General features: G+C 58.1%; 26 protein-coding genes, 1 tRNA gene and 1 riboswitch. Of the genes, 13 read left to right on the forward strand and 14 right to left on the reverse strand.

From position 1 onward, the window contains the following. Window positions 1-269: 269 nt before the first annotated feature. The 7 genes from C4N22_RS11080 to C4N22_RS11110 all read right to left on the reverse strand — a co-directional run bounded on the left by C4N22_RS11080 (window position 270) and on the right by C4N22_RS11110 (window position 7668). Window positions 270-962, reverse strand: coding sequence for a hypothetical protein (locus C4N22_RS11080; RefSeq protein WP_112149012.1), 693 nt, complete (start codon window positions 960-962; stop codon window positions 270-272). A gap of 501 nt (window positions 963-1463) precedes the next feature. Further along, window positions 1464-2510: a P1 family peptidase gene (locus C4N22_RS11085; protein ID WP_112149013.1), complete on the reverse strand. Its 1047-nt coding sequence runs from the start codon at window positions 2508-2510 to the stop codon at window positions 1464-1466. 65 nt (window positions 2511-2575) lie between these two features. Continuing rightward, window positions 2576-3511 (reverse strand): homoserine O-acetyltransferase MetA, encoded by a 936-nt coding sequence (gene metA, locus C4N22_RS11090; RefSeq protein WP_112149014.1) that lies wholly within the window; start codon window positions 3509-3511, stop codon window positions 2576-2578. Between the two features lie 23 nt (window positions 3512-3534). After that, the gene (locus C4N22_RS11095; protein ID WP_112149015.1) at window positions 3535-4809 is read right to left on the reverse strand and encodes an O-acetylhomoserine aminocarboxypropyltransferase/cysteine synthase family protein; all 1275 of its coding nucleotides are present in this window, start codon (window positions 4807-4809) and stop codon (window positions 3535-3537) included. A 113-nt stretch (window positions 4810-4922) separates the two neighbouring features. Beyond that, complete coding sequence (locus C4N22_RS11100) at window positions 4923-5579, reverse strand: methionine ABC transporter permease (protein ID WP_112149016.1); 657 nt, start codon at window positions 5577-5579, stop codon at window positions 4923-4925. Then, window positions 5576-6589, reverse strand: coding sequence for a methionine ABC transporter ATP-binding protein (locus tag C4N22_RS11105; RefSeq protein ID WP_112116428.1), 1014 nt, complete (start codon window positions 6587-6589; stop codon window positions 5576-5578). The genes C4N22_RS11100 and C4N22_RS11105 overlap by 4 nt, the downstream gene beginning before the upstream one ends. Before the next feature lie 149 nt (window positions 6590-6738). After that, on the reverse strand, window positions 6739-7668 hold the full coding sequence (locus C4N22_RS11110; RefSeq protein ID WP_022256428.1) for a MetQ/NlpA family ABC transporter substrate-binding protein: 930 nt from the start codon (window positions 7666-7668) through the stop codon (window positions 6739-6741). A gap of 582 nt (window positions 7669-8250) precedes the next feature. On the opposite strand from C4N22_RS11110, the gene C4N22_RS11115 reads away from it, so the two are divergent. The 5 genes from C4N22_RS11115 (at window position 8251) to C4N22_RS11135 (ending at window position 12185) form a co-directional block, all read left to right on the forward strand. Then, on the forward strand, window positions 8251-9042 hold the full coding sequence (locus C4N22_RS11115) for a threonine/serine ThrE exporter family protein (RefSeq protein WP_112149017.1): 792 nt from the start codon (window positions 8251-8253) through the stop codon (window positions 9040-9042). Then, entirely contained in the window at window positions 9039-9491 is a 453-nt protein-coding gene (locus tag C4N22_RS11120) for a threonine/serine exporter family protein (RefSeq protein ID WP_112149018.1), read from the forward strand. Before C4N22_RS11115 ends, C4N22_RS11120 begins: the two co-directional genes overlap by 4 nt. Before the next feature lie 214 nt (window positions 9492-9705). Continuing rightward, window positions 9706-10554 carry an ABC transporter substrate-binding protein gene (locus C4N22_RS11125; RefSeq protein ID WP_022256431.1) on the forward strand — a complete coding sequence of 283 codons (849 nt, stop codon included), beginning with the start codon at window positions 9706-9708 and terminating at the stop codon, window positions 10552-10554. Between the two features lie 112 nt (window positions 10555-10666). Continuing rightward, window positions 10667-11431, forward strand: coding sequence for an amino acid ABC transporter permease (locus tag C4N22_RS11130; RefSeq protein ID WP_112116436.1), 765 nt, complete (start codon window positions 10667-10669; stop codon window positions 11429-11431). Beyond that, on the forward strand, window positions 11421-12185 hold the full coding sequence (locus C4N22_RS11135; RefSeq protein ID WP_022256433.1) for an amino acid ABC transporter ATP-binding protein: 765 nt from the start codon (window positions 11421-11423) through the stop codon (window positions 12183-12185). Before C4N22_RS11130 ends, C4N22_RS11135 begins: the two co-directional genes overlap by 11 nt. Before the next feature lie 57 nt (window positions 12186-12242). Here C4N22_RS11135 and C4N22_RS11140 read toward each other — a convergent pair whose 3' ends face one another. The 3 genes from C4N22_RS11140 to C4N22_RS11150 are packed head-to-tail and all read right to left on the reverse strand — an operon-like array spanning window position 12243 to window position 15443. Continuing rightward, the gene (locus C4N22_RS11140; RefSeq protein WP_242981014.1) at window positions 12243-13046 is read right to left on the reverse strand and encodes a TPM domain-containing protein; all 804 of its coding nucleotides are present in this window, start codon (window positions 13044-13046) and stop codon (window positions 12243-12245) included. Window positions 13047-13063: 17 nt separating this feature from the next. Next, window positions 13064-14137 (reverse strand): Trm112 family protein, encoded by a 1074-nt coding sequence (locus tag C4N22_RS11145; protein ID WP_112149020.1) that lies wholly within the window; start codon window positions 14135-14137, stop codon window positions 13064-13066. 13 nt (window positions 14138-14150) lie between these two features. Continuing rightward, window positions 14151-15443, reverse strand: a complete 1293-nt coding sequence (locus C4N22_RS11150; RefSeq protein ID WP_022256436.1) for an SPFH domain-containing protein — start codon at window positions 15441-15443, stop codon at window positions 14151-14153. A gap of 132 nt (window positions 15444-15575) precedes the next feature. After that, a riboswitch (TPP riboswitch) is annotated at window positions 15576-15683 on the forward strand. A 90-nt stretch (window positions 15684-15773) separates the two neighbouring features. Between C4N22_RS11150 and thiW the strand changes: the two genes are divergently transcribed. The 6 genes from thiW (at window position 15774) to C4N22_RS11180 (ending at window position 19908) form a co-directional block, all read left to right on the forward strand. After that, window positions 15774-16289 carry an energy coupling factor transporter S component ThiW gene (gene thiW, locus C4N22_RS11155; RefSeq protein WP_112149021.1) on the forward strand — a complete coding sequence of 172 codons (516 nt, stop codon included), beginning with the start codon at window positions 15774-15776 and terminating at the stop codon, window positions 16287-16289. 22 nt (window positions 16290-16311) lie between these two features. After that, window positions 16312-16944 (forward strand): thiamine phosphate synthase, encoded by a 633-nt coding sequence (gene thiE, locus C4N22_RS11160; protein ID WP_112149022.1) that lies wholly within the window; start codon window positions 16312-16314, stop codon window positions 16942-16944. A gap of 121 nt (window positions 16945-17065) precedes the next feature. Then, window positions 17066-17896: a bifunctional hydroxymethylpyrimidine kinase/phosphomethylpyrimidine kinase gene (thiD, locus tag C4N22_RS11165; RefSeq protein WP_112149023.1), complete on the forward strand. Its 831-nt coding sequence runs from the start codon at window positions 17066-17068 to the stop codon at window positions 17894-17896. Between the two features lie 32 nt (window positions 17897-17928). Then, window positions 17929-19239 carry a phosphomethylpyrimidine synthase ThiC gene (gene thiC / locus C4N22_RS11170; RefSeq protein WP_112116448.1) on the forward strand — a complete coding sequence of 437 codons (1311 nt, stop codon included), beginning with the start codon at window positions 17929-17931 and terminating at the stop codon, window positions 19237-19239. Window positions 19240-19418: 179 nt separating this feature from the next. Next, window positions 19419-19504 (forward strand) — tRNA-Tyr (locus tag C4N22_RS11175). A gap of 152 nt (window positions 19505-19656) precedes the next feature. Further along, window positions 19657-19908 carry a DUF6061 family protein gene (locus C4N22_RS11180; RefSeq protein WP_112149030.1) on the forward strand — a complete coding sequence of 84 codons (252 nt, stop codon included), beginning with the start codon at window positions 19657-19659 and terminating at the stop codon, window positions 19906-19908. Between the two features lie 98 nt (window positions 19909-20006). On the opposite strand, the gene C4N22_RS11185 is transcribed toward C4N22_RS11180, so the two are convergent. From C4N22_RS11185 to C4N22_RS11205, 4 genes are all read right to left on the reverse strand, one after another. Next, window positions 20007-20183, reverse strand: coding sequence for a hypothetical protein (locus C4N22_RS11185; protein WP_223387700.1), 177 nt, complete (start codon window positions 20181-20183; stop codon window positions 20007-20009). Between the two features lie 17 nt (window positions 20184-20200). Next, window positions 20201-21466 carry a plasmid recombination protein gene (locus C4N22_RS11190; protein ID WP_112149024.1) on the reverse strand — a complete coding sequence of 422 codons (1266 nt, stop codon included), beginning with the start codon at window positions 21464-21466 and terminating at the stop codon, window positions 20201-20203. 465 nt (window positions 21467-21931) lie between these two features. Beyond that, window positions 21932-23248, reverse strand: coding sequence for a DNA primase family protein (locus C4N22_RS11200; protein WP_112149025.1), 1317 nt, complete (start codon window positions 23246-23248; stop codon window positions 21932-21934). A 73-nt stretch (window positions 23249-23321) separates the two neighbouring features. Continuing rightward, a complete protein-coding gene (locus C4N22_RS11205) occupies window positions 23322-23930 on the reverse strand; it encodes a CHC2 zinc finger domain-containing protein (RefSeq protein WP_112149026.1) in 609 nt (202 codons plus the stop codon). 249 nt (window positions 23931-24179) lie between these two features. Between C4N22_RS11205 and C4N22_RS11210 the strand changes: the two genes are divergently transcribed. Together C4N22_RS11210 and C4N22_RS11215 are read left to right on the forward strand one after the other, a co-directional pair. Further along, a complete protein-coding gene (locus tag C4N22_RS11210; RefSeq protein ID WP_112149027.1) occupies window positions 24180-25010 on the forward strand; it encodes a helix-turn-helix domain-containing protein in 831 nt (276 codons plus the stop codon). Then, the gene (locus tag C4N22_RS11215; protein ID WP_112149028.1) at window positions 24994-25659 is read left to right on the forward strand and encodes a sigma-70 family RNA polymerase sigma factor; all 666 of its coding nucleotides are present in this window, start codon (window positions 24994-24996) and stop codon (window positions 25657-25659) included. Before C4N22_RS11210 ends, C4N22_RS11215 begins: the two co-directional genes overlap by 17 nt. Window positions 25660-25910 lie beyond the last annotated feature (251 nt).

The following is a 25910-nucleotide window of genomic DNA, read 5'->3' on the forward strand; positions in this document are numbered from 1 at the left end:
CCCCCAAGAAAAGTCCCATTTTTTCCGAGAGTTTTTCCAAAATCCATTCCAATTTGGAATCAAGTAAGCATTTTGCACAACGAGATGGAATCTCTGACAGCAGATTGCCAGAAAAGCGCAGGATGTATCCCAGATTTCAAAGCAAGATTCCCTGCCGGACTGGAAAAGGAGCTTTTCTCAGCCTTTTGCAGCAGGATAAATTTTGTCACCATTGAAAAGACATAAGAATACCCGCAGGTTTTATCTTCCTGCGGGCACTTGTCTTTCCTTTAATGCTGCCAGAAGCTGATGAGGGCCAGAAAGGGGATGCCGACTTCCATCAGATCGCGGCTGACTTTCTGCATGGTGCAGTACCATTCACTGGGTTCGCCGCCCTGTACTGCCAGACCGTGGCTGAGGTTCCAGAATAGCAATGGAAATTTAATGTCCAGAAAAAGAACCAACGCCAGCAGCCCCATAGGGAGCAGGAACCATAAATTCCCCCGCGTTTCCATCCGCCCTCCGACGGCAATATTATAAAGCCACTGACAAGTGGGCAAAAGGTCTTGCTGTTGGTACTCCCCGTTGACCACAACATTGATACCATCTGCCAGCTGGCCGTTTTCCGCCCATAAAACCGCATCGCCCGGCTCGCCAATTGCCTGCCCGGCAAAAATCTTCCTGTCATCCTGATAAATTTGGACATTCTCCTGCGATGACGTTACAACGCGGTATTGAATCGTTTCCCCGTTCATCGCAAACACTGCCTGCGTTTCATGCTCTGCCGCAGTGACAGTCAACGCATAAATTCCGTATTCATCCCGGCCTGCAAAGCTTCCATCCGTCTGCCGGTACAGAAACGCATCCCGCAGCCAGACTCCCGGGCGGCTGGCCGCACAGAGGTAGAGGATCATCAAACCCACCCAGTACAAAATGCGCAGTGCGCGGCGGAAAGCCTGCTTGTGTGCTTTGATTTTTTGCATAAAGACCACCTCCCGTAAGCTTGACAAAGGACGTTGAAACGCGTATACTGAAACTACAAAGGGTGCTGCCTAACAAACGGCTGGCTCCTTACCGTACATGAACAAAAAAGATTGACCGATGTACTTGGGGAAGTAGATGGCGGTCAGTCTTTTTTGTTTTTCTGATTCTTGTCATCATGGCTGATTTTCCATGTGATGTCAAAAACACCATAGGCAATGCTGCAAAGCAATGTCAGCAGCAAAAGCACTTCAGACAGAGTCATATTGCATCCCTCCTTTCACCAGAAGTGTCGGGAGGGGTCACTTCAAAAAAGCCGCCCTCCCGGCATCTGTTCTGCAATCTTTGCAAAACAAGAATTCCGGCAAGGAGCGTTCAGCCGCCTGCGTTTGAGGCAACACCCATTGGCAGGGTAAATACACTGCAGTTACAGGATATCATACTTTCTGTCAAAAGACAACACCCGCAGGAAACTGGCTCCCTGCGGGTGTTGCCGCGTTAGATCATTCTTTTCTCTCGATTTTACCCTCCAGCAGGTCGGTCAGGCAGGGCACGGTTTTGCCGTGATAGCCTGTGACCGTCTCAGCGTGGAACAGGCTGCTGAGGACGCTTTCCTCCACGCACTCGGCCACCGCCCGGAAGAGCGGGTTGATGGCGTCATCGTGGAGCATGGTCATGGGCAGGAGGGCTTTGTCCGCGTAGTGGGGCATCCGGTTGGCCGTGGTAAAGGCCAGCACGATCTCGCCCGAACCATTGCCGCAGTAGCTGCCCGTGCGGGAGAGGCCCACCAGCGCCCGGTGGCAGAGCCGCCGGAGCTGCCGCTCACTGAGCGGGATGTCCGTGGCCAGCACCGTGATGATGGAGCCTTTATCCTCGTGGGGCGGGATGTGTGCCTCCAGCAGCTGCTGGATGGGGGTACCGCCCACAATGAGATCATCAAACATGGCATGGTTGGAGAGGACAAGGGAACCAATGGTATAGTTTTTTCCATCCAGCTCCACCACCCGGGAAGCCGACCCGATGCCGCCCTTGAGGCCGTGGCAGCGCATCCCTCGGCCCGCGCCCACAGCGCCCTCGGCAAAATCAGCCTTGCAGTCGGCCAATGCGTCAAAAACGTTCTGCTCGGTGACATGCAGGCCCCGGATGTCGTTCAGGCCGCTGTCGTTGCACTCGCACACCACCGGGTTCACGCTGCCCGTCGTCTCACAGATATCCGGATTTTGGGCCAGCATATACTTGACCAGCGCCGTCTCCGCCGTGCCCACGCTGAGGGTGTTGGTAAAGAGGATGGGCGTTTCCAGCGTGCCCAGTTCGTCGATCTGAACCAGGCCGGTGGTCTTGCCAAAGCCGTTGATGACATGGCTGGCGGCCAGCAGCTTCTCGTGGAAGAGATCCCCCGGGTGGGGCAGCAGGGCCGTCACGCCCGTCTGGACATCGCCGTCCGCCAGGGTGCAGTGGCCCACCGTCACGCCGGGCACGTCGCTGATCTTATTCAGCGGGCCGTGGGGCAGATGGCCGATGGTCAGATTCCATTTTGCAGGGATTCCCATAAAGATTTACCTCCAAGAAAACCCTCTCCGCCTTTCATCGCGCAGGCAGAAAGGGTTTATTTTTCTCAGTCCTCGTGCTGGACGCGCTCGATGGTGCCCAGGTCATAGGGAGTGTTCTGATAGACGTAATAGTTCAGCCAGTTCTCATACAGCAGGTGGGCATGGGCACGCCAGCGGAAGAGGGGCGGCTGCTCCGGGTCGTCGTTGGGGTAGTAATTCTTGGGCACTGCAATGGGCAGGCCCTTGCCCACATCCCGCTTGTACTCGGCATCCAGCGTGTACTTATCGTACTCCGGGTGGCCGGTGACAAAGATCTGGCGGCCATTTTCGGTGCTCATGAGGAACGGGCCTGCCTCGTCGCTCTCGGCCAGGATGCGGAGGGCGCGGCAGTTGAGCACATCTTCCCGGCTGATGCCGGTATGGCGGCTGTGGGGGGCGTAGAACACCTCATCAAAGCCGCGGACCAGCGGGTTTGCCGGGCGGGTGACCTTGTGCTCAAACACGCCGAACATCTTTTCCGGCAGGATATGCTTGCGCACACCGTAGTGATAGTACAGGCCCGCCTGCGCACCCCAGCAGACATGGAGGGTAGAGTAGACGTTTGTCTCACTGAAATCCATGATCTCGCACAGCTCCGGCCAGTAATCCACCTGCTCAAAATCCATCGTCTCCACCGGGGCACCGGTGATGATCATGCCGTCGTAGCGGTTATTTTTGACCTCCTCAAAGGTCTTATAAAACGCCTCCAGATGGGCTGCAGCGACATGGGTGGCCGCATGGCTGGCCGTCTGCAGCAGGGTCATATGCACCTGCAGCGGGGTGTTGGCCAGCAGCCGGGCGATCTGGGTCTCGGTGGCGATCTTGGTGGGCATCAGGTTGAGGATCAGGATTTCCAGCGGGCGGATATGCTGGGAAGCGGCCCGCTCCCGGTGCATGACGAAGACATTTTCTTCATACAGGGCATCGTAAGCGGGGAGCGTTTTGGGGATGATGAGAGGCATAACGTCTTACTCCTTTTGAGAGATTAGATTTGATCCAGTGCCTGTGCGATATCCGCGATGAGGTCCTCGCTGGACTCCAGACCGCAGCTCATACGGACCAGCTCGGCGGGGACACCTGCGGCGCGCAGCTGCTCATCGTTCATCTGGCGGTGGGTACTGGACGCGGGGTTCAGGCAGCAGGTGCGGGCATCGGCCACATGGGTCTCGATGGCAGCCAGCTTCAGGGCTTTCATAAAGGTGCTGGCAGCTTCGCGGCCGCCGGCCAGGCCAAAGGACACCACGCCGCAGCTGCCATTGGGCAGGTACTTCCGGGCCAGTGCGTGGTAGGGGCTGCTTTCCAGTCCGCAGTAGTTGACATAAGCCACTTTGGGGTGGCTTTCGAGGAACTTCGCCACCGCCATGCCGTTTTCACAGTGGCGCTGCATCCGGACATGGAGGCTTTCCAGCCCCAGGTTGAGCATATAGGCGCTCATGGGGGACTGCGTGGAGCCAAAGTCGCGCATCAGCTGGGCAGTTGCCTTGGTGATGAACGCCCCCTCCTTGCCAAAGCGCTCGGCATAGGTAATGCCGTGGTAGCTGTCATCCGGGGTGCACAGGCCGGAGAACTTCTCGGCGTGGGCCATCCAGTCAAACTTCCCGCTGTCCACAATGGCACCGCCCACAGCCGCGCCGTGGCCGTCCATATACTTGGTGGTGGAGTGGGTGACGATATCAGCGCCCCACTCAAAGGGGCGGCAGTTGACCGGGGTGGGGAATGTATTATCCACAATGAGGGGCACTCCATGGGCATGCGCTGCCTTGGCGAACTTCTCAATATCCAGCACGGTCAGGGCAGGGTTGGCAATGGTCTCACCAAACACAGCCTTGGTGTTGGGCTGGAACGCGGCGTCCAGCTCCTCTTCGGTGCAGAGCGGGTCCACAAAGGTAGCGGTAATGCCCATCTTGGCCATGGTGACCGAGATCAGGTTGAACGTACCGCCGTAGATGGTGCTGGACGCCACGATATGGTCGCCTGCCTCGCAGATGTTGAACAGGGCGAAGAAGTTGGCCGCCTGGCCGCTGGACGTCAGCATGGCGGCAGTGCCGCCCTCCAGCTCGCAGATCTTCTTTGCGACGATATCGCAGGTGGGGTTCTGCAGGCGGGAGTAGAAATAGCCGTTGGCCTCCAGGTCAAACAGCTTCCCCATATCCTCGCTGGTGGCATATTTAAAGGTAGTGGACTGGATAATGGGGACCTGGCGGGGCTCGCCATTGCCGGGCGTATAGCCACCCTGCACACAGATGGTATCACGATTCATTGCAACATACTCCTTTACTGGGTTTGTCTGTATAGCACAATTCCCCGCAGGAGCACGAGCCTCCGGCGGGGAATTGAAACGTTAAATTTTTCCCTGCCGCAGGCAGATGGAGTTTACTTTCTGAGCCGCTTATCGCTCTTGGTGGCCCACAGGGTGCCCACGGTCTGGAACGCCTGCACCAGCAGCACCAGCAGGATGACACAGACGACCATGATGTTGGTCTGGTAACGGTAGTAGCCGTAGGACAGAGCGATCTTACCCAGGCCGCCGCCGCCAATGACGCCGGACATGGCCGAGTAACCCAGAATGGTGGTCAGCGCAGTGGTCATGCTGGAAATAAGGCCGGGCAGGCACTCGGGGATCATGACCTTGGTGATGATCTGGAACGGGGTCGCGCCCATGCTCTGGGCCGCCTCCACCACACCCTCGTCCAGCTCGCGGAGACTGGTCTCCACCAGACGGGCCACGAACGGGAACGCCGCGACCACCAGCGGAACGATGGTGGCCTTGGTGCCCACGGTAGTGCCCACGAGGGCGCGGGTGAGCGGGAAGACGCAGATCATCAGGATCAGGAACGGGACGCTGCGCAGGATGTTGATGATGATGTTGAGAACATGCATCAGCCAGCCGGGCAGGGGCAGAACACCGTCCTTATCCCCGGCCACCAGCAGCACGCCCAGCGGCAGACCGATGACCAGCGAAAACGCCGTGGAGAGCACCGTTACATAGAACGTCTCCCAGATGGCAAAGCTATAATCCGCAATACTCATTCGCCAGTCACCTCCTCTACCGTGACACCGGGCTGGGCCCGCATATAGGCCGTTGCCTGTTTTGCCTGCTCGATCTCCCGCGGCAGCTTGAGCAGCATACTGCCGTAGCACTGGCCGCTCAGATCACGGGTATCCGCACTGAGCACGCTGACCAGAATCCCTTTTTCGGCTGCCAGGCTGGCCACAAGAGGCTTTGCCGTGGACGAGCCGTTGAACGTAACACGGACGACGTGATCGTCAGGCGCAAAGCTCGAAAGGTCGCGGGCCGCGCTGCCGCCGTTGGGGGCAACAAGGCGCTTGGCCGCGGCCGTCTTCGGGTTCGCAAAGATCTCCTTGACCTCTCCCTGTTCCACGACCACACCGCTGTCCAGAATGGCCACATGGTCGCAGATCTCTTCGACCACGCTCATCTGGTGGGTGATGACCACCACCGTGATGCCCAGCTTCCGGTTGATGTCCTTGATGAGCGTCAGGATCGAGTGGGTGGTGTTGGGGTCCAGCGCGCTGGTGGCCTCATCGCAGAGCAGCACTTTAGGGTTGGTTGCCAGCGCGCGGGCAATGGCAATGCGCTGCTTCTGGCCGCCGGAAAGCTGGGCCGGGTAGGCGTTGGCCTTATCGGGCAGGCCTACCATCTCCAGCAGTTCCCTGGCGCGCTTTTCCGCATCCGCCTTTTTTACCCCGGCCAGCTCCATAGGGAAGCAGATGTTCTTCAGGCAGCTGCGCTGCATCAGCAGGTTGAACTGCTGGAAGATCATCGTGATCTCCCGGCGGCGCTGGCGCAGCTCGGCAGGAGACAGCGTCTCCATGGCGGTGCCGTCGATGACGACGCTGCCCTCCGTGGGGCGCTCCAGCAGATTGATGCAGCGCACCAGCGTGGATTTGCCCGCGCCGGACATGCCAATGATGCCATAAATGGCTCCATCCGGGATGGTCAGGTTGATGTCGTTCAGTGCGTTGACCGCACCGTCTTTCATTTGGAAAGTCTTGGAAAGGTGTTTGATCTCGATCACGGAAATTCTCCTCGCTGTTGAATAAACTCCTTCAGTCAAACCCTTGCGGGTTTGCCAGCTCCCTCATGGAGGGAGCCTGAAACAGAACGGTCAAGCAAAGGCCCCCTCCCCGAGGGGGCTGTCACCGCAAGGTGACTGGGGGAGTTTGCTTAGCCCTCGATGGGAGCCAGGCTGTCCTGCTTGCCGCCGTAGATGCCCATAGGCTCGACATGGATGCCGGCCACGGTGACCAGGTGGGTGCCTTTCTCCTCATTGAAGTTGTCCAGGTACGGCTGATGCTGGAAGTAGTTGGTATCGCACTGGCCATCCTCCACGATGGTATTGGGGATCACATAGTCGTCATACTCCTGGATGTCCAGCGTGATGCCCTTGGCGGCCAGGATGTCCTTGCAGATCTCCAGCACCTCGCAGTGGGGCGCCGGGGTAGCCGCGCAGCTGACGGTCTCGCCGTTCAGTGCATCGTAATCAATGGAAGAATCATAGCCGTCGGTGGGGTTCTCGACAACAGAGACGACAGCGCCCTTGTAGTTCTCATCCATGAAGTCCTTGACCTGCTGGCTCTGCAGAGCAGCCACCAGAGCCTTGATCTTGGGCTCGTTCTCGTTGCCCTCCTTGCAGACCAGCACGTTGACGTAAGCAGAGGTGCCGTCTTCCATCGCCAGAGCGTCGGTCATGGGATCCAGACCAGCGGAGATCGCGTAGTTGGAGTTAATGACAGCGTAGTCCTCATCCTGCAGGACATTGGGCACCTGAGCAGCCTCGACCTCATCGACGGTGACGTTCAGGGGGTTCTCCTCGATGTCGTTCTTGGTAGCGGTCAGGCCGGCGTCCGCCTTGAGCTTGAAGAAGCCGTTCTTCTCCAGCAGGGTCAGAGCGCGGGCCTCATTGGTGGTGTCGTTGGGGACAGCGACCTTGACTTTGTCCAGCTTTGCCACAGCGGAAGCTGCCTCAGAAGAAGCGGCAGTGCTGGAAGCAGCAGAGGAAGCGGTAGAGGTGGAAGAAGAACCACCGCAGGCGGTCAGGGCAGCGGCAGCAGCGGCCACACCGGTAACTTTCAGAAAATCACGACGAGTAATCATAGCAGTATTCCCTCTCTATTCTATAAAATGTTTTTGGATTGCACGGCACGGCACAGTTCCGCGCCCGTGCACCGGAAGCCCCCTGGCAATGCCAAGCAAAAAAGCTCCCGTCCTTACGGGCAAACGCCCTGCAAGGACGGGAGCTTGAAACTTCCGTGGTACCACCTTGGTTTACCGCACCCTCACAGGTACGGCCTTGAAGCTGCGGCAGCGGGAGCTGAGCTCGGCTCACGCGGCGTACAGCCGGACGCTTTAACGGGCGTACCCGTCGCAGGCTTAGCACTCTTGCACTTCGCCCACGCGGCTCCGAGACCATTTTCCGTTCCCTGTTTCCTGCCCTTTTCCACCGTCCGGGCTCTCTGGTAAGGCTCAATGCGAAAACCTACTCTTCTCTTCACAGCCATTTTAGTGATATTGCATTTATTGTAATCGCCTCAGCGCGATTTGTCAACAGGTGAAACGAAGTTTTTTAGTAGGAAATTACGGTTTTGGCGGTTCTTTTCACTTTCCTCTTGTGCGCCAGTTGCGGACATGATAAAATGGGGCGGCATCGTTTATCACTTTTCTATAAGGAGGCCCCCGATGAGCGAGAGGGTTCTTTATCCCGATGAGGAACAGCGCCGCCGCATTATGGATTTTATTATGGCGGCAGGCCAGACGCTGCTGGAAAACGGCGCCGAGGTGTTCCGGGTGGAGCAGACCATGGAGATCATGGCCCGGAGCTTCCACCTGCGGGAGTTCCATGTTTATATTCTGACCAACGGTATCTTTGCCAGCGCAGGCACGGCTGAGATCAGCGAAGTGCGCAATGTGCCCGTCCGCACCACCCATCTGGGCCGGGTGGCGGCGGTGAACGAGCTTTCCCGCCAGATCGCCGCGGGGGGGCTCACGCTGGACGAGGCAGAGGCCCAGCTGGCCAGGGCCCAGCGCATCCCGTTCCCGAACGACTGGGTGCAGCTGGTGGCAGGGCTTTCCGGCGCGTTCTGTTTTGCCATGATCTTTGGCGGCACTCTCCGGGCCGGGCTGGCGGCAGCCGTGGCGGGCCTTGCCGCCAGCAGCTACCTGCTGCTGTGTGAGCGGCTCCACCTGCCGGGCGGTTTCCGGAAAATCACCACGGCTTCCCTCATCACGCTGGTCTGCCTGCCGCTATGTCATCTGCTGGGCACCGAGGCCAGCCATGCCATCATCGGCACTTTGATGATCCTGACGCCCGGTATCGCCTTTACCATGGGCATCCGGGATTTTGTGCAGGGCGATTACCTCTCCGGCACCATCCGGATGATCGACGCCCTGCTGGTGGCCGCCTGCATCGCCATCGGCACCGGTTTTGTGCTGTGGTGCTATTCTCTGCTGACGGGGGTGAACATTGCATGAGTCTGCTGACCAACGCGGTCCTTGGCACGCTGGTGGCCCAGTTTTTCCTCGCAGCGGCGGGCACGTTGAGCTTTGCCATCCTGTTTGCCTGCCCCCGGCGGCTGCTGCCTTACTGCGCGCTGGTGGGCGGTGTGGGCTGGCTGGTGTATGAGCTGGCTGTCCTGCTGGGGGCCGACAGCACCACCGCTTCCCTGCTGGCCGTCATCCCCCTGACGCTGCTCACCCGGGTGCTGGCCATCCTGCTCAAAGCCCCGGTAACGGTCTTTCTGCTGACGGGCATCTTCCCGCTGGTGCCGGGAGCCGGCATCTACTACACGGCTTATTATTTTATCCAGAGCAACAACGCGCTGGCCCTTTCCAATGGTATTTCCACTTTTAAAATCGCCGTCGTGCTGGCCACTGGCATCGCGCTGGTGCTGGGCATCCCCCTGCCTCACCGCAGGCGTTGAGTGCGTGTTTTCTCATTCATCCGCATATATACATTCATTTCCATCCCTTTTCTGCATAATTGTTTGCAAATCGGTTTCAATTTTACGGAATTTTTGCACAACGCTTGACTTTTGATTTTGTACAATCTATACTAAGTTCACTTCCCAAAGTTTCGATGAATCGCATCGTGTTGGGAGCTGTAAGATTATACAATCAACAGAGGAGTGTTTGAATATGAAAAAGATTACTCGCCGCAGCTTTATGGCTGCCGCTGGTCTGACCGTTGCCGCTCTGGCTCTGACTGCCTGCGGTGGTTCCTCCAGCACTGCTTCTTCCGCTGCCGCATCTTCCGTTGCTTCCAGCGCCGCTGCTTCTTCTGAGGCTGCTTCCGCTGCCGCCACCGAGCTGACCACCGTTGAGGCCGGCAAGCTGACCATGGCTACCAACGCCGCATTCCCTCCGTACGAGATGACCACCGATGCGGGCGAGTTTGAGGGCATCGACATCGAGACTGCTCAGGCCATCGCTGACAAGCTGGGCCTGGAGCTGCAGATCGATGACATGGACTTTGACGCCGCGCTGCTGAGCGTGCAGCAGGGCAAGGCCGACATCGTCATGGCTGGCGTCACCGTCACCGACGAGCGCAAGGCTGTGATGGACTTCTCCGACAGCTACGCTACCGGCATCCAGTCCATCATCGTGCCCGAGGGCTCTGACATTGCTTCCCCCGATGATCTGGCTGGCAAGAAGATCGGCACTCAGCGCGGCACCACCGGCTACATCTACTGCTCTGATGACTTCGGCGACGAGAACGTTGTGGCTTACGACGACGGTCTGACCGCTGTGCAGGCTCTGAACAACGGCCAGGTGGACGCTGTGGTCATCGACAACGCTCCCGCCAAGGAGTTCGTCGCCGCCAACCCCGGCCTGGTCATTCTGGACACCAGCTACGCCGAGGAAGATTACGCCATCGGCGTGGCAAAGGGTTCCTCTCTGAAGGACGCTGTCAACGCTGCTCTGGAAGAGCTGAAAGCTGACGGCACCCTGCAGTCCATCGTGGACAAGTACATCACCGCTGAATAATCAGCTGCTGTACCACAAGAACCACGGGGAGGCGGTCTCTTTTGGGGCTCCTCCCCTTTTTTAGAAAAATAAGGTTACAAAAATCTGACAAAATCGGAAAGTGAGGATGCGAATGGCTGCTCAATACGAACTGCTCAAAGAGCTGCTCAACAGCGGCACCAAGCTCAACTTCGGGCAGGAGTTCTTTTTCAAGTTTTATCAGGCCTTTCTCCTGAAAGACCGCTGGATGCAGTACATCCAGGGTGTAGGCACCACATTGCTGGTCACCGCCATGGCGCTGGCGCTGGGCATCGTACTGGGCAGCGTGGTGGCTCTGGTGCGTGTGGCCCACGACCAGCAGCGCCCCAACCACCGCAACCCCGTGCTGGGCTTCTTCAATGCCATCTGCGAGGTGTACACCACCATCATCCGCGGCACGCCCATGATGGTGCAGCTGCTCATCATGAGCATGGTCATTTTTTCCAACAGCCGCAACTTTACCATGGTGGGCGCGCTGACGCTGGGCATCAACTCCGGCGCTTATGTCTCGGAGATCATCCGCGGCGGCCTGATGGCCGTGGACCCCGGCCAGATGGAAGCCGGCCGCAGCCTGGGCCTGAATTACATAACCACCATGGTGGTCATCATCATTCCGCAGGCCATCCGTGCCGTGCTGCCGGCCCTGGGCAATGAGTTCATCGTCCTGCTGAAAGATACCTCCCTGATCACGACCATCGGCGGCAAAGAGCTGCTGTATGCCGCGCAGGGCATTATGAATCGTACCTACGAAGCCATGTACCCGCTGCTGGGCGTTGCATTGATCTATCTGCTCCTGGTCATGCTGTTCACCCGGCTGCTGGCAAAGTTTGAGAGGAGGCTGGCACAAAGTGACCGATAAAATTCTGGAAGTCCGCGGCCTGACCAAAACCTACGGCGGCGAGAAGCTCAAAGGCGACAAAAAGGCCACCCCCACGCTGGATGTCCTCAAGGGCATCGACATTGACATTTACCGCGGCGATGTGGTCTGCCTGATCGGCCCCTCCGGCTGCGGCAAATCCACGTTCCTGCGCTGCCTGAACCGGCTGGAGATCCCCACCGGCGGCAGCATCAAATTTGAGGGCGTGGAAGTGGACGAAGCCCACATTGACTCCGTGCGCCAGAAGATGGGCATGGTGTTCCAGCACTTCAACCTCTTCCCCCACCTGACCGTCAAGCAGAACCTCTGCCTGGCCCCGGAATTGCTCAAGCTCAAGAACAAGCAGGAGGCCTCCGCCCGTGCCGACGAGCTGCTGGCCCGCGTGGGCCTGTCCGATAAGGCCAATGTCTTCCCCAAGAGCCTTTCCGGCGGCCAGCAGCAGCGCATTGCCATTGCTCGTGCCCTGGCCATGGACCCGGACGTCATCCTGTTTGACGAGCCCACCTCCGCCCTGGACCCGGAGATGGTCGGCGAAGTGCTGGAGCTGATGAAAGAGCTGGCCCACACCGGCATCACCATGCTGGTGGTCACCCACGAGATGGGTTTTGCGCGCGAAGTTTCCAACCGTGTCATCTTCATCGATAATGGCCGCATCCAGGAGGATGAACCCCCGCAGGAGCTGTTCTCCAACCCCAAGCACCCGAGACTGAAAGCATTTTTGTCCAGGATGTTGTAACAAGTCAAAAAAATACTCCGTGCAAATGCACGGAGTATTTTTTTGCTCGTTTTTTACTCAGAACGAACCACCCGACGAGCCGCCGAAGCCGTCGCTGTCGGTGGAGGAGCCACCGCCGGAAGATTTTTCTTCCTTGGGCGGGTCATAGACGCGGGTCTGCGTGGTGTGGGTGTAGACATCCCGCTTGACCCGGAGCTTGAGGCCGGGCATGTAATCGTCCGCCTCGGTCTTCTCCTTGGCCGTCTTCATCTGGTGGTAGAACACCAGGCAGACACCTGCCGCAATGGCCGCCGGGATCCCAATGACAAAGAGGAGGCCCTCGGCGCCCAGGTCGTTGTCCACATCAATGGGCTCGCCATGCTCGGCATAGTAGTCCAGCGTGTAATCTGCCATCTCGATGTAGGTGCGGGCCGCCCCGGCCCAGTCGCCGTCCGAGAGCTTGGGGACGATGTCGTCCTCCATCTGCTCAATGCGGTAATCGGTAAAGGCCGTGACACCGCCGCCATAGGTGATGGTGACATACTTGCGGGAACCCACCGCCAGCAGGAAGAGGATGCCGCTTTTGCCCTCACCGCTGCCAAGACCGTTGTTTACATAATAATTCTTGGCAAAATCCCGCTGGTTGGCATCGCCGATGTCGTTGACCACAAGGAAATAGACGTCGCAATCGTGGCCGCTGGAAGCCGCTTCCGCGCTCTGTTCCAGCTCGTTGTAGGTATCGGCATCAAACAGGCCCATCTCGTCCCGGACCAGGGGAGCCGCCGCCATACCGGGCAGAACCAGCACCGCAAGCATCAGCAGAGCGGCCAGAAAAGCACAGCACTTTTTATAACAGTTTGTTTTACACATCCGATTTTTCATTTTGCGCTCACACCCCCTCAGCCGTACAGAAACAGTGCCAGAATGACCATGAGCGGCAGACTGATGCCCGCAAACCAGGCAGCGACCCGCTTGGGGTCCACGGGCAGGTCGCCAATGAGCTTGCCGGTCTGGCCGTTCATTGCAAAGAGGAAGTCCTTGTCGTTCCAGCGGGTGTGGAGCATCCAGACCGGAAGCAGGGCGTAGTGCGCCTTGCGGATGTCGATGTTGATGTTCTCCGCCTTGGTGTGTACCTCAGAGTAGCCGTCAATGGTCTCCCGCAGGGCCGCACGGGTGGTGTTTTCCATCCGGCGGGTGGCCCGGGGCAGACACTTTTCCTCGTCCTCGTCGTAACGGTCGGCCAGGAAGCCGGGCAGGTACGCCGTGGAGAACGGCTGAATGGCGCTGTAATCAAAGGGCTCAATGGCATCCATGTGGGCATCCGGCATCTTGCTGGAGCCATCCACGGGCACCTTGATAAAGTCTGCCTCGCCCGCGCGGGCCACATTGTAGTGCTGGGTGTTGGTGACGACGTAATTCCCCTCGCGGTGGCTCTCGGTCACTTCGCCCTCATAAGCACCCCGGGCATCGGCAGTGGCGTCGTAGAGCCAGAACGGCACATACACGCCCTGGATCTCTTCGACGTGGTTCTGCTCTTTGAACGCCTTTGGCAGGAACTTTTTGCCCTTGTAGTATTTGTTCAGATTCTGCACGGCTGCCTTGCGATCCAGCTTGAATGGGATGATGTACTCCGGCTTCAGCTTGCCGGAGAGCTGCCCGCCCAGCACTGTGGGGTTGCCGCAGTAAGGGCAGGTGGTGGCAGCGGTGGTACCGTCGCAGACCAGCTCGGCCCCGCAGGAAGAGCAGGTGCGGCTGGTGAGGCCGGCGGCTTCCTCCTCGCCCCAGACGGGGCCCTGGGGCCGCTGCCGGGCAGCGGTGTCAGAGGCTTTCTGCTTGTCTGCATAAAGGGCCTCCACCTCCTTGACCTCATAGGTGGAGCCGCAGTAATCACAGACCAGTTTGCCCGTGGCGCTGTCGAACCGCAGCGGGCCGGTACAGGCCGGGCACTGGTAATTGGTGGTTTCATTCGGCATGGTTCATTCCCCCTTATGCCCCAAAGGGCTTGCCGCATTCCGGGCAAAACTTGGGCAGCCGGGTGGGGTCGGCAGGCTTCCAGCCGCAGTTGGCGCACTGGGCAGCCGGGCGGGGTTTGCCGCACTCGGAGCAGAACTTGCCGCTGTTCTTGGTGCCGCAGCTGCACACCCAGACCGTGGGTGCCTCCGGCTTGGGAGCACCACAGGCCGTGCAGAATTTGCCCGTGTTGCCGCTCTGGCCGCAGGCACACTTCCAGCCCGCGGCGGGAGCCGGAGCGGGCTGTGCTGCCGCCTGCCGGGCCCCCATCTGGTAGAGCGTCTGAGCGTCAGCTCCGCCCGCAGCGGCAGCCGCGTTCACGCCCATAAAGGCCATGGCTGGGCCCGCGCTGGTGTTGGCGGCAGCAGCCCGCATGGCGTCGCCCTGGGCACCCACAAGATGGGCAGCGCCCCGGGTGGGGTCCATGTAGGCGGCATCCCGCTGCATGGCCTTGAGCATGGCCTCGTCTTCCTCGCTGGCCTTGACGCCGGACACGCCGAGGGAGACGATCTCAATGCCGCGGAGGTTCTTCCACTTGGCGGAGAGCACCTCGTTGAGGGCGTCAGCCATTTCCATGGTATGGCCGGGCAGAGCCGAGTAGCGGATGCCCTGCTCGCTGATCTTGGCAAAAGCCGGCTGCAGGGCCGTCAGCAGCTCGGTCTTGAGCTGGCTGTCCAGCGTCTCACGGAGATAGGCGTTTTCCACATTGCCGCAGACATTGGTGTAAAACAGGATGGGGTTGGTGATGCGGTAGCTGTACTCGCCAAAGCACCGGATGCTGATGTCCATGTCGATGCCGGCCCGCTGGTCCACCACCCGGAACGGCACCGGGCTGGGGGTGCCGTATTTGTTGCCGGGCAGCTCCTTGGTGTTGATGTAGTAGATCCGCTGGTCGGTGGCTTCCTGGCCGCCAAAGGCAAAGCGCTTGCCCATCTCGGCAAAGGCGTCATCAATATTCTTGGCCAGCCCGCCGCTGAGCAGGGAGGGCTGGGTACCGGTATTGTAGGTGTACTCACCGGGCTCGGCGCAGAGGTCCACCACCTTGCCCTGCTCCACGATGAGGGCGCACTGGCCCTCAGCCACGGCCACGATGGAGCCATCGGTGATGATGTTCTCACTGCCATGGCGGTTGGCAGAGCGGCCGCTCTGCTTTTTCTCGCCTTTGACGGCCAGAACATCCGCCGGGAGAGCACTGCAGGTAAAGTATTCTTTCCACTGGTCGCCCATCACGCCGGAAGCGGCGCCCAATGCTGCTTTGACAAGACCCATAAGTCAAATCTCCTTTTTGCGCCTGCTTCTGATTTTTGCAGGCGTTTTGTTCAGTATAGCATACCGGACGGAAATTGTATAGCAAATCGACTCTTGCAATTTGGAGCCGACGGGTGTAGAATATGGGCGTCAACACAAATACAGGGGAGCTTGTAAAGCAGGCTGAGAGGAAGTACCCAAACTTCGACCCTTTCACCTGATGCGGATAATGCCGCCGTAGGAAGTCATAACGTCGAAGTGCATACTTTGAAGATATGGATTTTTACAGGAGACACCGTAACAGGCGTCTCCTGTTTTTGTTTTGCCGTATTTTGCAAAGGAGGCATCTTCATGAAAAATCTCTCAGTGAAAAAACTCGCTCTGGCGGGAATGTTCTGCGCGCTTGCCGTGGTGGGCAGCGTGTTCAGCTTCCCCATCTTTGGCAGCAAGTGCGCCCCGGTACAGCACATGGTCAACATCCTGTGCGCCGTGCTGCTGGGCCCTTACTACGGGGTGGGCGTGGCCTTTGTGGCCTCGCTGCTGCGCAATCTGCTGGGGCTGGGCAGCCTGATGGCATTCCCCGGCAGCATGTTTGGGGCTTTGCTCTGCGGGCTGACCTACCATAAGGCAAAGCAGCTGCTCCCCACGCTGGTGGCGGAGGTGTTTGGCACCTCGATCCTGGGCGGGCTGTGCGCCTACCCGGTGGCCATCCTGTTCATGGGCAAGAGCGCCGGTGACATCGCATTCTACGCCTACATCATCCCGTTCCTGGTCTCCACGGCCGGCGGTGCCGTCATTGCGGGCGTGCTGCTGTTCAGCCTGCAGCGTTCGGGCGCGCTGCACTCCATGCAGGCCAGCCTGACCTGAATTTTGCCAAAGGAGCTGTGTTATGAACTGTACCGCTGAGATGCTGCGGCTTTATGCCGTGACGGACCGCGCCTGGGTCGGCAGACAGACCCTGCCCCAGCAGGTGGAAGCCGCCCTGAAAGGCGGAGCCACCTGCGTTCAGCTGCGGGAAAAACACCTGGACGACACCGATATGCTGGCCGAGGCAAAAACAATTTCCGCCCTCTGCAGAGCGTACCATGTCCCGTTCATCCTCAATGACAATGTCCCGCTGGCAAAGCTGTGCGGCGCGGACGGCGTGCATGTGGGGCAGGACGACCTGAGCGCCGCCGAGGCCCGCCGCCTGCTGGGCCCGGACAAGATCATCGGCGTGTCGGCCCACAATGTGGCGGAGGCCAAAAAGGCTTTTGCGGACGGGGCCGACTATCTGGGCTGCGGGGCCATGTTTCCCACCCACACCAAGACGGACACCAACGTGATCTCCCGTCAGGTACTGGCGGATGTGTGCGCCAGTGTTCCCATCCCGGTGGTGGCCATCGGCGGCATCCACAGGGAGAACCTGCTCCAGCTTGCCGGCTGCGGAGAGGCCGGCATCGCCGTCATCAGCGCCATCTTTGCACAGCCGGATATCGAAGCCGCGTGCAGAGAACTGCGCGAGATGGTCCGGAAACTGTAACTCCTTTCGTCATCGCCCGCGCGATGACACCTCCCTCAGGGAGGGAGGCTGGAGGAGTCCGCGGCAGATTGGGGGCACCACCTTTTGCCGCGCTATAAAATTCATGCAAAGGAGATTTTTCATGAAGACCGCATTATCCATCGCAGGAAGCGATTGCAGCGGAGGCGCCGGAATCCAGGCTGATCTCAAAACCATGACCCTGAACGGTGTGTTTGCCATGAGCGCCATCACCGCGCTGACGGCCCAGAACACCACCGGCGTTTCCGGCATCCTTGAAGTTTCCCCTGCCTTCCTCGCACAGCAGATCGACGCGGTGTTTCTCGACATCCGCCCCGACGCCGTCAAGATCGGGATGGTATCTTCCGCCCCGCTCATTGCGACGATCGCCGAGCGGCTGCGTTTCTATCAGGCCCGGCACATCGTGGTGGACCCCGTCATGGTGGCCACCTCTGGCTCCCGCCTGATGGAAACGGACGCCGTCCGCTCCCTGCGGGAGCAGCTGTTCCCGCTGGCCGAGGTCATCACCCCCAACCGGCAGGAGGCCGAAGTGCTCTCCGGCCGTCCTATCCACAGCCGGGAAGAGATGCTGGCCGCCGCCCGCGCCATCGCGTTTGACTGCCATTGCTCCGTACTGCTCAAGGGCGGCCACAGCGACACCGACGCGGATGATCTACTGGTGGAGGCCGACGGCACCGAGACCTGGTTTGCGGGGAGGCGGATTGCAAACCCCAACACCCACGGTACCGGCTGCACCCTTTCCAGCGCCATTGCGGCGAACCTGGCCAAGGGGTATTCCCTGCCGCAGGCCATCGCGCGAGCCAAAGGCTACATCACCGCCGCCCTTTCCGCCGGGCTGGACCTGGGCGCTGGCTCCGGCCCGCTGGATCACACGCTGGGCGGCAAGGACATTTTTACATGGATGAACGGCGCACCGGACGCCATTCAGGAATAAATCGAGAGAGTTCAACTTGGAGGATTTATCGTATGCAGACTTACACCACACAGATGGACGCCGCCCGCAAGGGCATCGTGACCCCTGAAATGGAGGTCGTGGCCAAGAAAGAGTACCGCACTCCCGAAGAGATCCGGCAGTGGGTCTCGGAGGGCAAGGTGGCCATCCCCGCCAACAAGCACCACACCTGCCTCAACCCCGAGGGCGTGGGCAGCATGCTGCGCACCAAGATCAACGTCAACCTGGGTGTCTCCCGCGACTGCAAGGATTATAACATCGAGATGCAGAAAGTGATGAGCGCCGTCAACATGGGTGCCGAGGCCATCATGGATCTTTCCAGCCATGGCAACACCCAGCCGTTCCGCCAGAAGTTGACCCACGAGTGCCCTGTCATGATCGGCACGGTGCCCGTGTATGACTCTGTCATCCACTACCAGCGCGACCTGGCCACCCTGACGGCACAGGATTTCATTGATGTGGTCCGCCTGCACGCAGAGGACGGCGTGGACTTTGTCACCCTGCACTGCGGCATCACCCGCAAGACCATTGACCAGATCCGCAAGCATAAGCGGAAGATGAACATTGTCAGCCGCGGCGGCTCCCTCGTGTTTGCCTGGATGTGCATGACCGGCAACGAGAACCCGTTCTACGAGCACTTTGACGAGATCCTGGACATCTGCGAAGAGCACGATGTGACCATCTCTCTGGGCGACGCCTGCCGCCCCGGCTGCCTGGCCGACGCCACCGATGTCTGCCAGATCGAAGAGCTGGTGCGTCTGGGCGAGCTGACCAAACGCGCCTGGGCCCACAATGTCCAGGTCATGGTGGAGGGCCCGGGCCATGTGCCTCTGAACCAGGTCGCCGCCAATATGGAGGTGCAGAAGAGCATCTGCATGGGCGCTCCGTTCTACGTTCTTGGACCGCTGGTGACCGACATTGCCCCCGGCTACGACCACATCACGGCGGCCATCGGCGGTGCCGTGGCTGCCGCCAGCGGTGCAGCGTTCCTGTGCTATGTCACTCCTGCAGAGCATCTGGCCCTGCCCAATGTGGATGACGTCAAGCAGGGCATCGTGGCGTCCAAAATTGCCGCCCACGCCGCCGACATCGCCAAGGGCATCCCCCATGCCCGCGACATCGACGACAAGATGGGCGACGCCCGCCGGGTGCTGGACTGGGACGCACAGTTTGCCTGCGCCATCGACCCCGAGACCGCCAAGGCCATCCGTGATGCCCGCCTGCCCGAAGACGACCACAGCGACACCTGCTCCATGTGCGGCAAGTTCTGCGCCGTCCGCAGCATGAACAAGGCACTGGCCGGCGAGTACATCGACATCCTGTAAGCCTGCCGTTTCAACGCGCGTTTTTCTTCCTTTTCCCCGCCCGGCTTTTGCTCTGCCGGGCGGTTTTTATTTTCTCTGCAAAAAAGTACCGCGAAATTTGCAAAAAGCAGTTGACAAAACCAGCCGCCCATGCTAAAATAATTGAGTCGTCCGGCTTGGCCGGGCACTCAAAAGAATATGGGCGTGTTCCCGAGTGGCCAATGGGGACAGACTGTAAATCTGCTGCTTTTCAGCTTCGGTGGTTCGAATCCACCCGCGCCCACCAAACAAGAAAAATCCGAACCTATTTCCGATTGGAGAAGGGTTCGGATTTTTCGTTTTCTTCGGGTACAACAATGAAGGCTCCCGTGGACGGCACAAAACTCCGATACCTTGTCATAGACCGTAAGCTGATAACAAGATTTGGGGGGTATGATTATGAAGTACGATGAAAGAGCCTGCAAGTTTAATATGGACAATGGCTGCGTGGAGCTGCTGCTCCGGGATGGGAGAAAGATCTCCATTGACTGCACCGGGGTCGAGGATGTGCTGGATGTGACTATGGCGCAGAGGACAGAGTTGGACTACCTTATCTATAATGACCCGCTGGGCTATGCCGATTTGATTCTGAATGGCGATCCGAAGGAATATTTGAAGAATGTGGCCGGGAGCCATGGGCTAGAAGATTGAGGGCAAAAAAATAAGAGGTGTGCCCAACTGGACACACCTCGGCAAGATACATCTATATAAGGCAGGGCGTTCCCTTTACTGGGAGCGTCCTGCTGTTTTTATGCGGCAACAGGTAAGGCTTGTAGTGCTTCCTGCTCTTTCAGCCATTCCTCATATTCACGCTGGCCTTCCTCACTGTTGAAAAACTCAACCATGGAGGGATAAAAGCAACGCGCAAGGGTCTTGATTGCTTCATCCGGGTAGCCGGATTTGTTCGACTTCTTCTTTTTGTTCAAATGGTATCCTCCGAAAATCAAAGTTCCATATCCTGCCCACGCTTGCGGTTTCGCTGCGGCACATTCATGGTGCGCTCCTGCTTGGGGGCAAGAATCTTTTCCAGAAAGCCGCGCACCAGTTCGGGCGCACGGTGGAGAGCATCCAGATAAGGCTTCACATCATACCAAAGGTCGTGGTACTTGTTGCTCCAACGAACGGCCTCCTTCTTGGCGGTGGAAAGTTCTTCTTTCAAGCGGCGGTTCTCCACGTCCATCATATAGCCGTGGTCGGCTTGCTTTTTCAGCTTGGAAAATTCTTCTTCGGTCAGCGAGTAGTTACCGAGGAAGGTGCGCTTGCCGATATAATCCAGATCGCGCGCATGAATGAGGGCTTCTTTCGTGAGCGTGGCCTTTTTCTGCACAGCGGCAAGTTCCTTCTCCTTTTTGGAGAGGGTCTGACTGGTTTTGGCAAGCGACTGCGCCTTTTGGTCGGCTTGGGCGGTCAGGCTGTCCAGCCGCTCCTGCTCCCGCTGGACTTTGAACTGGGTGACGGTCAGGTGTTCTTCAGTGCTGCCACGCTCACCGCGCTCCACATCCGTGTACCCGGCATTGCGCATATAGTTGAAGAAATCGTCTTGCAGGACACTGTACGACTTCTTCAGGACTGGCTTGCCGCTCTTTTGCAGGACAGGCTTTCCGGCATCGTCCAGCAGGGGCTTGGAAGCCCACTTCTTGCTTCGGCTGACCTGCATGACGGTCTCCTTGACGGTGCCAACCAATGCCTTGTCTTTGCAGCGTTTCGACCACAGGATTTGCTTTTCCACCACAGGCACATAGACCACATGGAGGTGGTAGTGGTAAACTTCGCGGCCTAGTGCTTCGGTCATGGCGCGGTTGATCTCATCGGCGTGCATGACTGCTGAGAGGATATACTGCTCACCACCCACGATTTGCACAGCAGCTTTGTAGGCATCCGCATAGAACTGCTTGGCGAACTCGTAGCCGCCGTGGTTGTCAAAGTAGGCCGAGTTGACATCAAAAATCAGCTCACAGTAGTGGGTGGCATCCGGCTTCAAACCACGGGTGGAGATCGTGCCGTTGGCTTCCATCTGGGCGAACAGGTCGGTATAACTGGCGGCAGGCTTCTTGAAATGGAAGTTCCATGCAGCGCGCTGGGGGATAATATCGGGGTTCCGATAGCTGTCCTTTTCGCGCTCATTGTGCTGCTGGGTGTTGCCAACGGCTTTGTCTGAAACGGCGAGATTTCGGACACTGGTGCGGTCAATACCATCATTTCTTGCCAAAGGGCATTCCTCCTTTCGGGGTTCAGAGGAAGGTGACGGGGACGGAGATGCACTTCTTCGGAAGTGTAATAACCCACTATAACACTTTCATCCCTATGGGCTGCAAAGTGTAGTGGGCTCTCCGAGGGGGAACGAGGGAAAACGTCTCCTGCGGGAGAGCCAATCAAGTTCACGTTTGCGAAGCAATGAAAGCCCCAGTGGGGCTTTTAAGTGACCGAACGGTCTTGCGCCAGCAAGATGGAGGGGCCTCGCCCCGACAAGTTCGCACAATGCGAACTTGATTGCTCCGTACGCATCTGAAAAAATCGCGTACGGACTTCAAATAACCCGTACGGTCTGTACGGCGTACAGAAATGCGAAATATAAACGATAACACGTTTTAATTTGTTTCAATTCGCTGTACAGGTGCGTACAAGTACAGACCGTACAGGTTGTACGAACTTCTTCCGTGAAAAAATGCACTTTTTACGGGCAGGGGTGGACAAGCGGCTCAATGCCCACGAATCCACGCACCCTGCGGCCACCGGGCAGGTAGATGTTGTTGGTGGCTTCAAGGTTATAGCGGCGGTCATTCTGGCGCAGTTCGGCGCTGAAACGGATGGCCGATACGCTGTGGCAGGCGTTGTCCTCGCACCACTGCTTGTAAATGTCGTAGAACTCCTTGGAACTGATGGAGTAGTCCGCCTTGAAACGGAAGTAGCCCTCGGACTCCATGAAGTCGATGACATTGTTGCTGCTGCGCTTGATGGTGTCCACATTGGCAGCGGCACGTTCGCTGACGGTAAAGCGGAAGTTGTTCTGCACCAGCCGGTGTAGCCCTTCCAGACACCACAGCAGAATGCCCTCCAACTCGGCGCACATCTTCTCGACCAGAAATGGGTCGTCCGTGCGGTCGGCGGGCTTGTCCTTGGTGGTCAGGATGAGCTGGCGACGGAAGAAGCCGTCCGAATGGTCATACAGCGAGGTCAGCGCACCGTTGCCGAAGCAGAGAAACCGGGCGTAAATGTCCCGCTGGTAGCTCTGGACGCCCTTGCGCTCCAAGTCCAGCTTGGCTTCGGCAGTGACAATCGTTTTGATATAGTTGGTCTTGGGCAGGGCGTTCATGTCCATGTCGTCATCGATCATCAGCAAGCGGCGCTCCAGATCGGCACGGGCAAAGCGGTTGTTCTCCACCTTCTGGACGCTGCCATTGCTGGCGGCATCTCCCATGAGCCGCTTCAGCACCAGCCCAATGCGAGACTTGCCCTCGCCGCCCTTGCCAACAATGAGCATCATCTTCTGCCCCTTGGTGCTGGGGATCAGGCAGTAGCCCAGATACTCCTGCAAGGTTGGAATGTCAGCATCGTCCAGCAGCTCGTGCAGGAAAGTTAGCCAGCGGTCAGGGCTGGCGGCTTTGGGGTCATACCTCACAGGTAGGCGGTTCTGGCAGAACAGGCGGCTCTCCTGAAAAGAGCCGTCCGGCAGATGGTACACGCCGTTCTGGAGGTGGATGCAGTCCTGTTCGATGGGGAACGGGTCGGAAAAAGCCAGCAGCTTGATGGTCTCCAGAATGTTGGTGACCTTTTTGGACAGGCCAGAGGTGACATATTCCTCGATGTTCTCCAAGATGCGCTGCTTGATCTCGCTTTCGTCTTCCACCGGGCCGTCCAGCGTGTACAGCGTACCGTTGACGCATTTCAGCGGCCACTGTTCCAGAAAGGCACGGCCAAACTGGACTTCATCGATCTTCTTACCGTTGTACCAGTCCGGCCATAAAGGGTTGCGGGAAATGTTTTTCTTCATAGGGTGGTTCTCCTTTAGGAAAGTGAAGTGGTAGGTCTCACGGTGAGACCTACCACTTCAGGTGAATAAATTATCAGGCGCACTTTGCCAGAGCAAGGCGGTCGGTGCGCTCCTCCAGCATCAGCAGGTACGACCCGGACAGCAGCTGTGCGGCGGCAGCGGCTTTCTGCTGGGGTGTCCCAAATGCAACGCAGTCCGTCAGGTGCTCGACGGTCTCGGTCATGTGGAGAGCTTCCACGAACCGCTCGTCCAGCGGCTCCTCCGGGGTGGTGGGCTTGTAGCGCTCTCGCCAGTCGTGCAGCAGGTCGAGATAATCGGTCAGCACCCGCAGGCAGTAGGCAATGTCTGCCCACTGCTCGTCTGTCAGGCCACGCTTGGGCGGCGGCAGAGCGATGGCATTGGCGGGCGGCTTGTCCGGGTCAAGCCCGAAGTCACTTGCGAGCTTCTCGGCGGCTTGCCGGGGGTTCAGGTCGAACAGTTTGGCGGTGAGGTCGATGGCATCTCCGTTGGCCCCACAGCCAAAGCAATAATAATAGTTGTCGTTCAGCTTCATGCTGGGGTCGCTGTCGGAATGGAACGGACAGCACACCATGCCATGGCGGTCGGGTTCCATGCCGTACATCTCTCCCACCTGCCGAACGGTGATGGCGGACTTGACAGTTTGATACAGGCTCAAGGGCATTTCTCCTTTGTTTCGTGTGTTGCACCAGAGTATCCCCAAAGTGGGAACTCTGGTGTTTTTTGCTTCCTGCCTGAATATACGGAAAATTTTGTAGGAAAGGCGAAAAAGCGGCAGAACTGCAACGGAAAAAGAAAAAAGCCCTTACTGGTTGCAGATTTGCAACAGCAAGGGCAGAGGGGAAACCGTATATTGAACAAAACGGCAGAGCGTATTATAATGAGAAAAAACGCCAAAAGGAGGGCCGACCACGTGGCACAGGAATATCTGCCCGCACCATCCAACGTCCGTCTTGCGGACTTGATGAAAGAGCACAACATAAGCCAACCGGAGCTTGCCAAGGAAATCGGCTGCTCCAAGAGCACCATCAGCCGTTTTATCAGCGGTGCGAAAGGAACCCTGACCCATGAGCAGGTGCTGAAGATCGCAAGGTTGTTCAACGTGTCCACGGATTTTCTGCTGGGAGAAACCAACATCCCCGACCGCAAGAATTACGACATTGTCGAACTGGGCTTGTCCGTAGAGGCTGCAAAGAACCTTTACACAGGGCGCGTCAATGCAGAGGTGGTCAACCTGTTGCTGGAAAACGCCCGCTTTGCAGAACTTACTTACCGCATAGCGCAGTATTTTGATGATACCTTTGCGTCTGGTATTGCAGCACAGAACGCCATGCTCACGACATTGAGCACCTTGCTGCGCACAAAGATCAAGACCCCGGAAGCAGCCAAAGCCGCAAAGGACATCAGCCTTCGGAGAAAGCCAGTATACCAAGGTGACCTTGATGACATTGAAATGTACTTCATGGCAGCGGTCAAGGAAATCAAAAAGGGAATCGGGAGCCATTACGCCGAGCAGGAAGCCATGAGCAAGAAAGTGGCCGAGAAGATGTTCAATGAACTGACCAAAGGGCAGGATGTGCAGCACCCAACGATTACGGCAGAGCAGCTGACAGACGCAATGTTGGGTAGCGTTTCGGGCATGGAGGGAGCTACGCCGGAAGCACTGGAACAGCTGCGGAACGGTCTGCTGGGAATCTTGCAGTCTGCCGCAGAGCAGGAAAACGCCCATGAAGCAGACGAATGAACGGCTTTGTGCGCTGGCGCAGAAAGGGGACGCCGCCGCACTGGACAGCCTGATCGAAAACAACAAGTCCTTTATTGGCAAGGCGGCAAACGACCTCTTCCGCAGCATGAATCTGGCACAGTCCGGCCTGAACCTTGACACGGACGATTTGAAACAGGCAGGGAATATGGGCTTGTGGAAGGCCGTGCCAAAGTTCGAAGCAGCGCGCGGCATGAAGTTCCTGACCTACGCGGCTCCTGCCATCCGCAACGCCATGATGGACATGGTACGGGATGCCTTTGCCGCTTTTGAACAGCAGATGGTAACGGAGGACAAGGACGGCGTCTGCTACCAGCGCGTTTCGCTGGACGATGTTCTGCCGGGAGAAGAGCAGCTGCGGCGCATTGAAGCCATAGCCGACCCCTACGCCATGCAGCCGCAGAGCATTATGGAGGAGCAGGAATCGCGCCGGGAACTGTACGATGGCCTGAAACGGCTGACCCAACGGGAGCAGACTTACCTGCTGTACCGCTATGGCTTCACCGATGGTGAGGAACATCCTTTGATCGGTACGGCGATATACTTCCACCTGACAAAAAGGCGCGCCAAAAAGACGGAGGAACAGGCCATGGATAACCTTTGGCTGGAACTGCCGTGGTGGTTTATCTGAATGAAAAGAAAAAATCGTGATTGTGCTACGAGCTTTATGGGAATTTATGTGCAACTATACGATTTTGAGAAATTTTGTAGACGGATGAAACAAAATAGGATTAAATCTAAGTATCTAAGGAACGTTGATTTCACGAAGCTGCTGATTACCGACTGTAGGATTTGAGGAGGATGCCGTTTTATGAAAATTACACGAGATAAAATGTTTTTTTCAAAAGATCTTATTCATACACTGGCATATGTCGGAATGTT

This window comes from Faecalibacterium prausnitzii (assembly GCF_003287495.1).
Lineage (GTDB): Bacteria > Bacillota > Clostridia > Oscillospirales > Ruminococcaceae > Faecalibacterium > Faecalibacterium prausnitzii_I.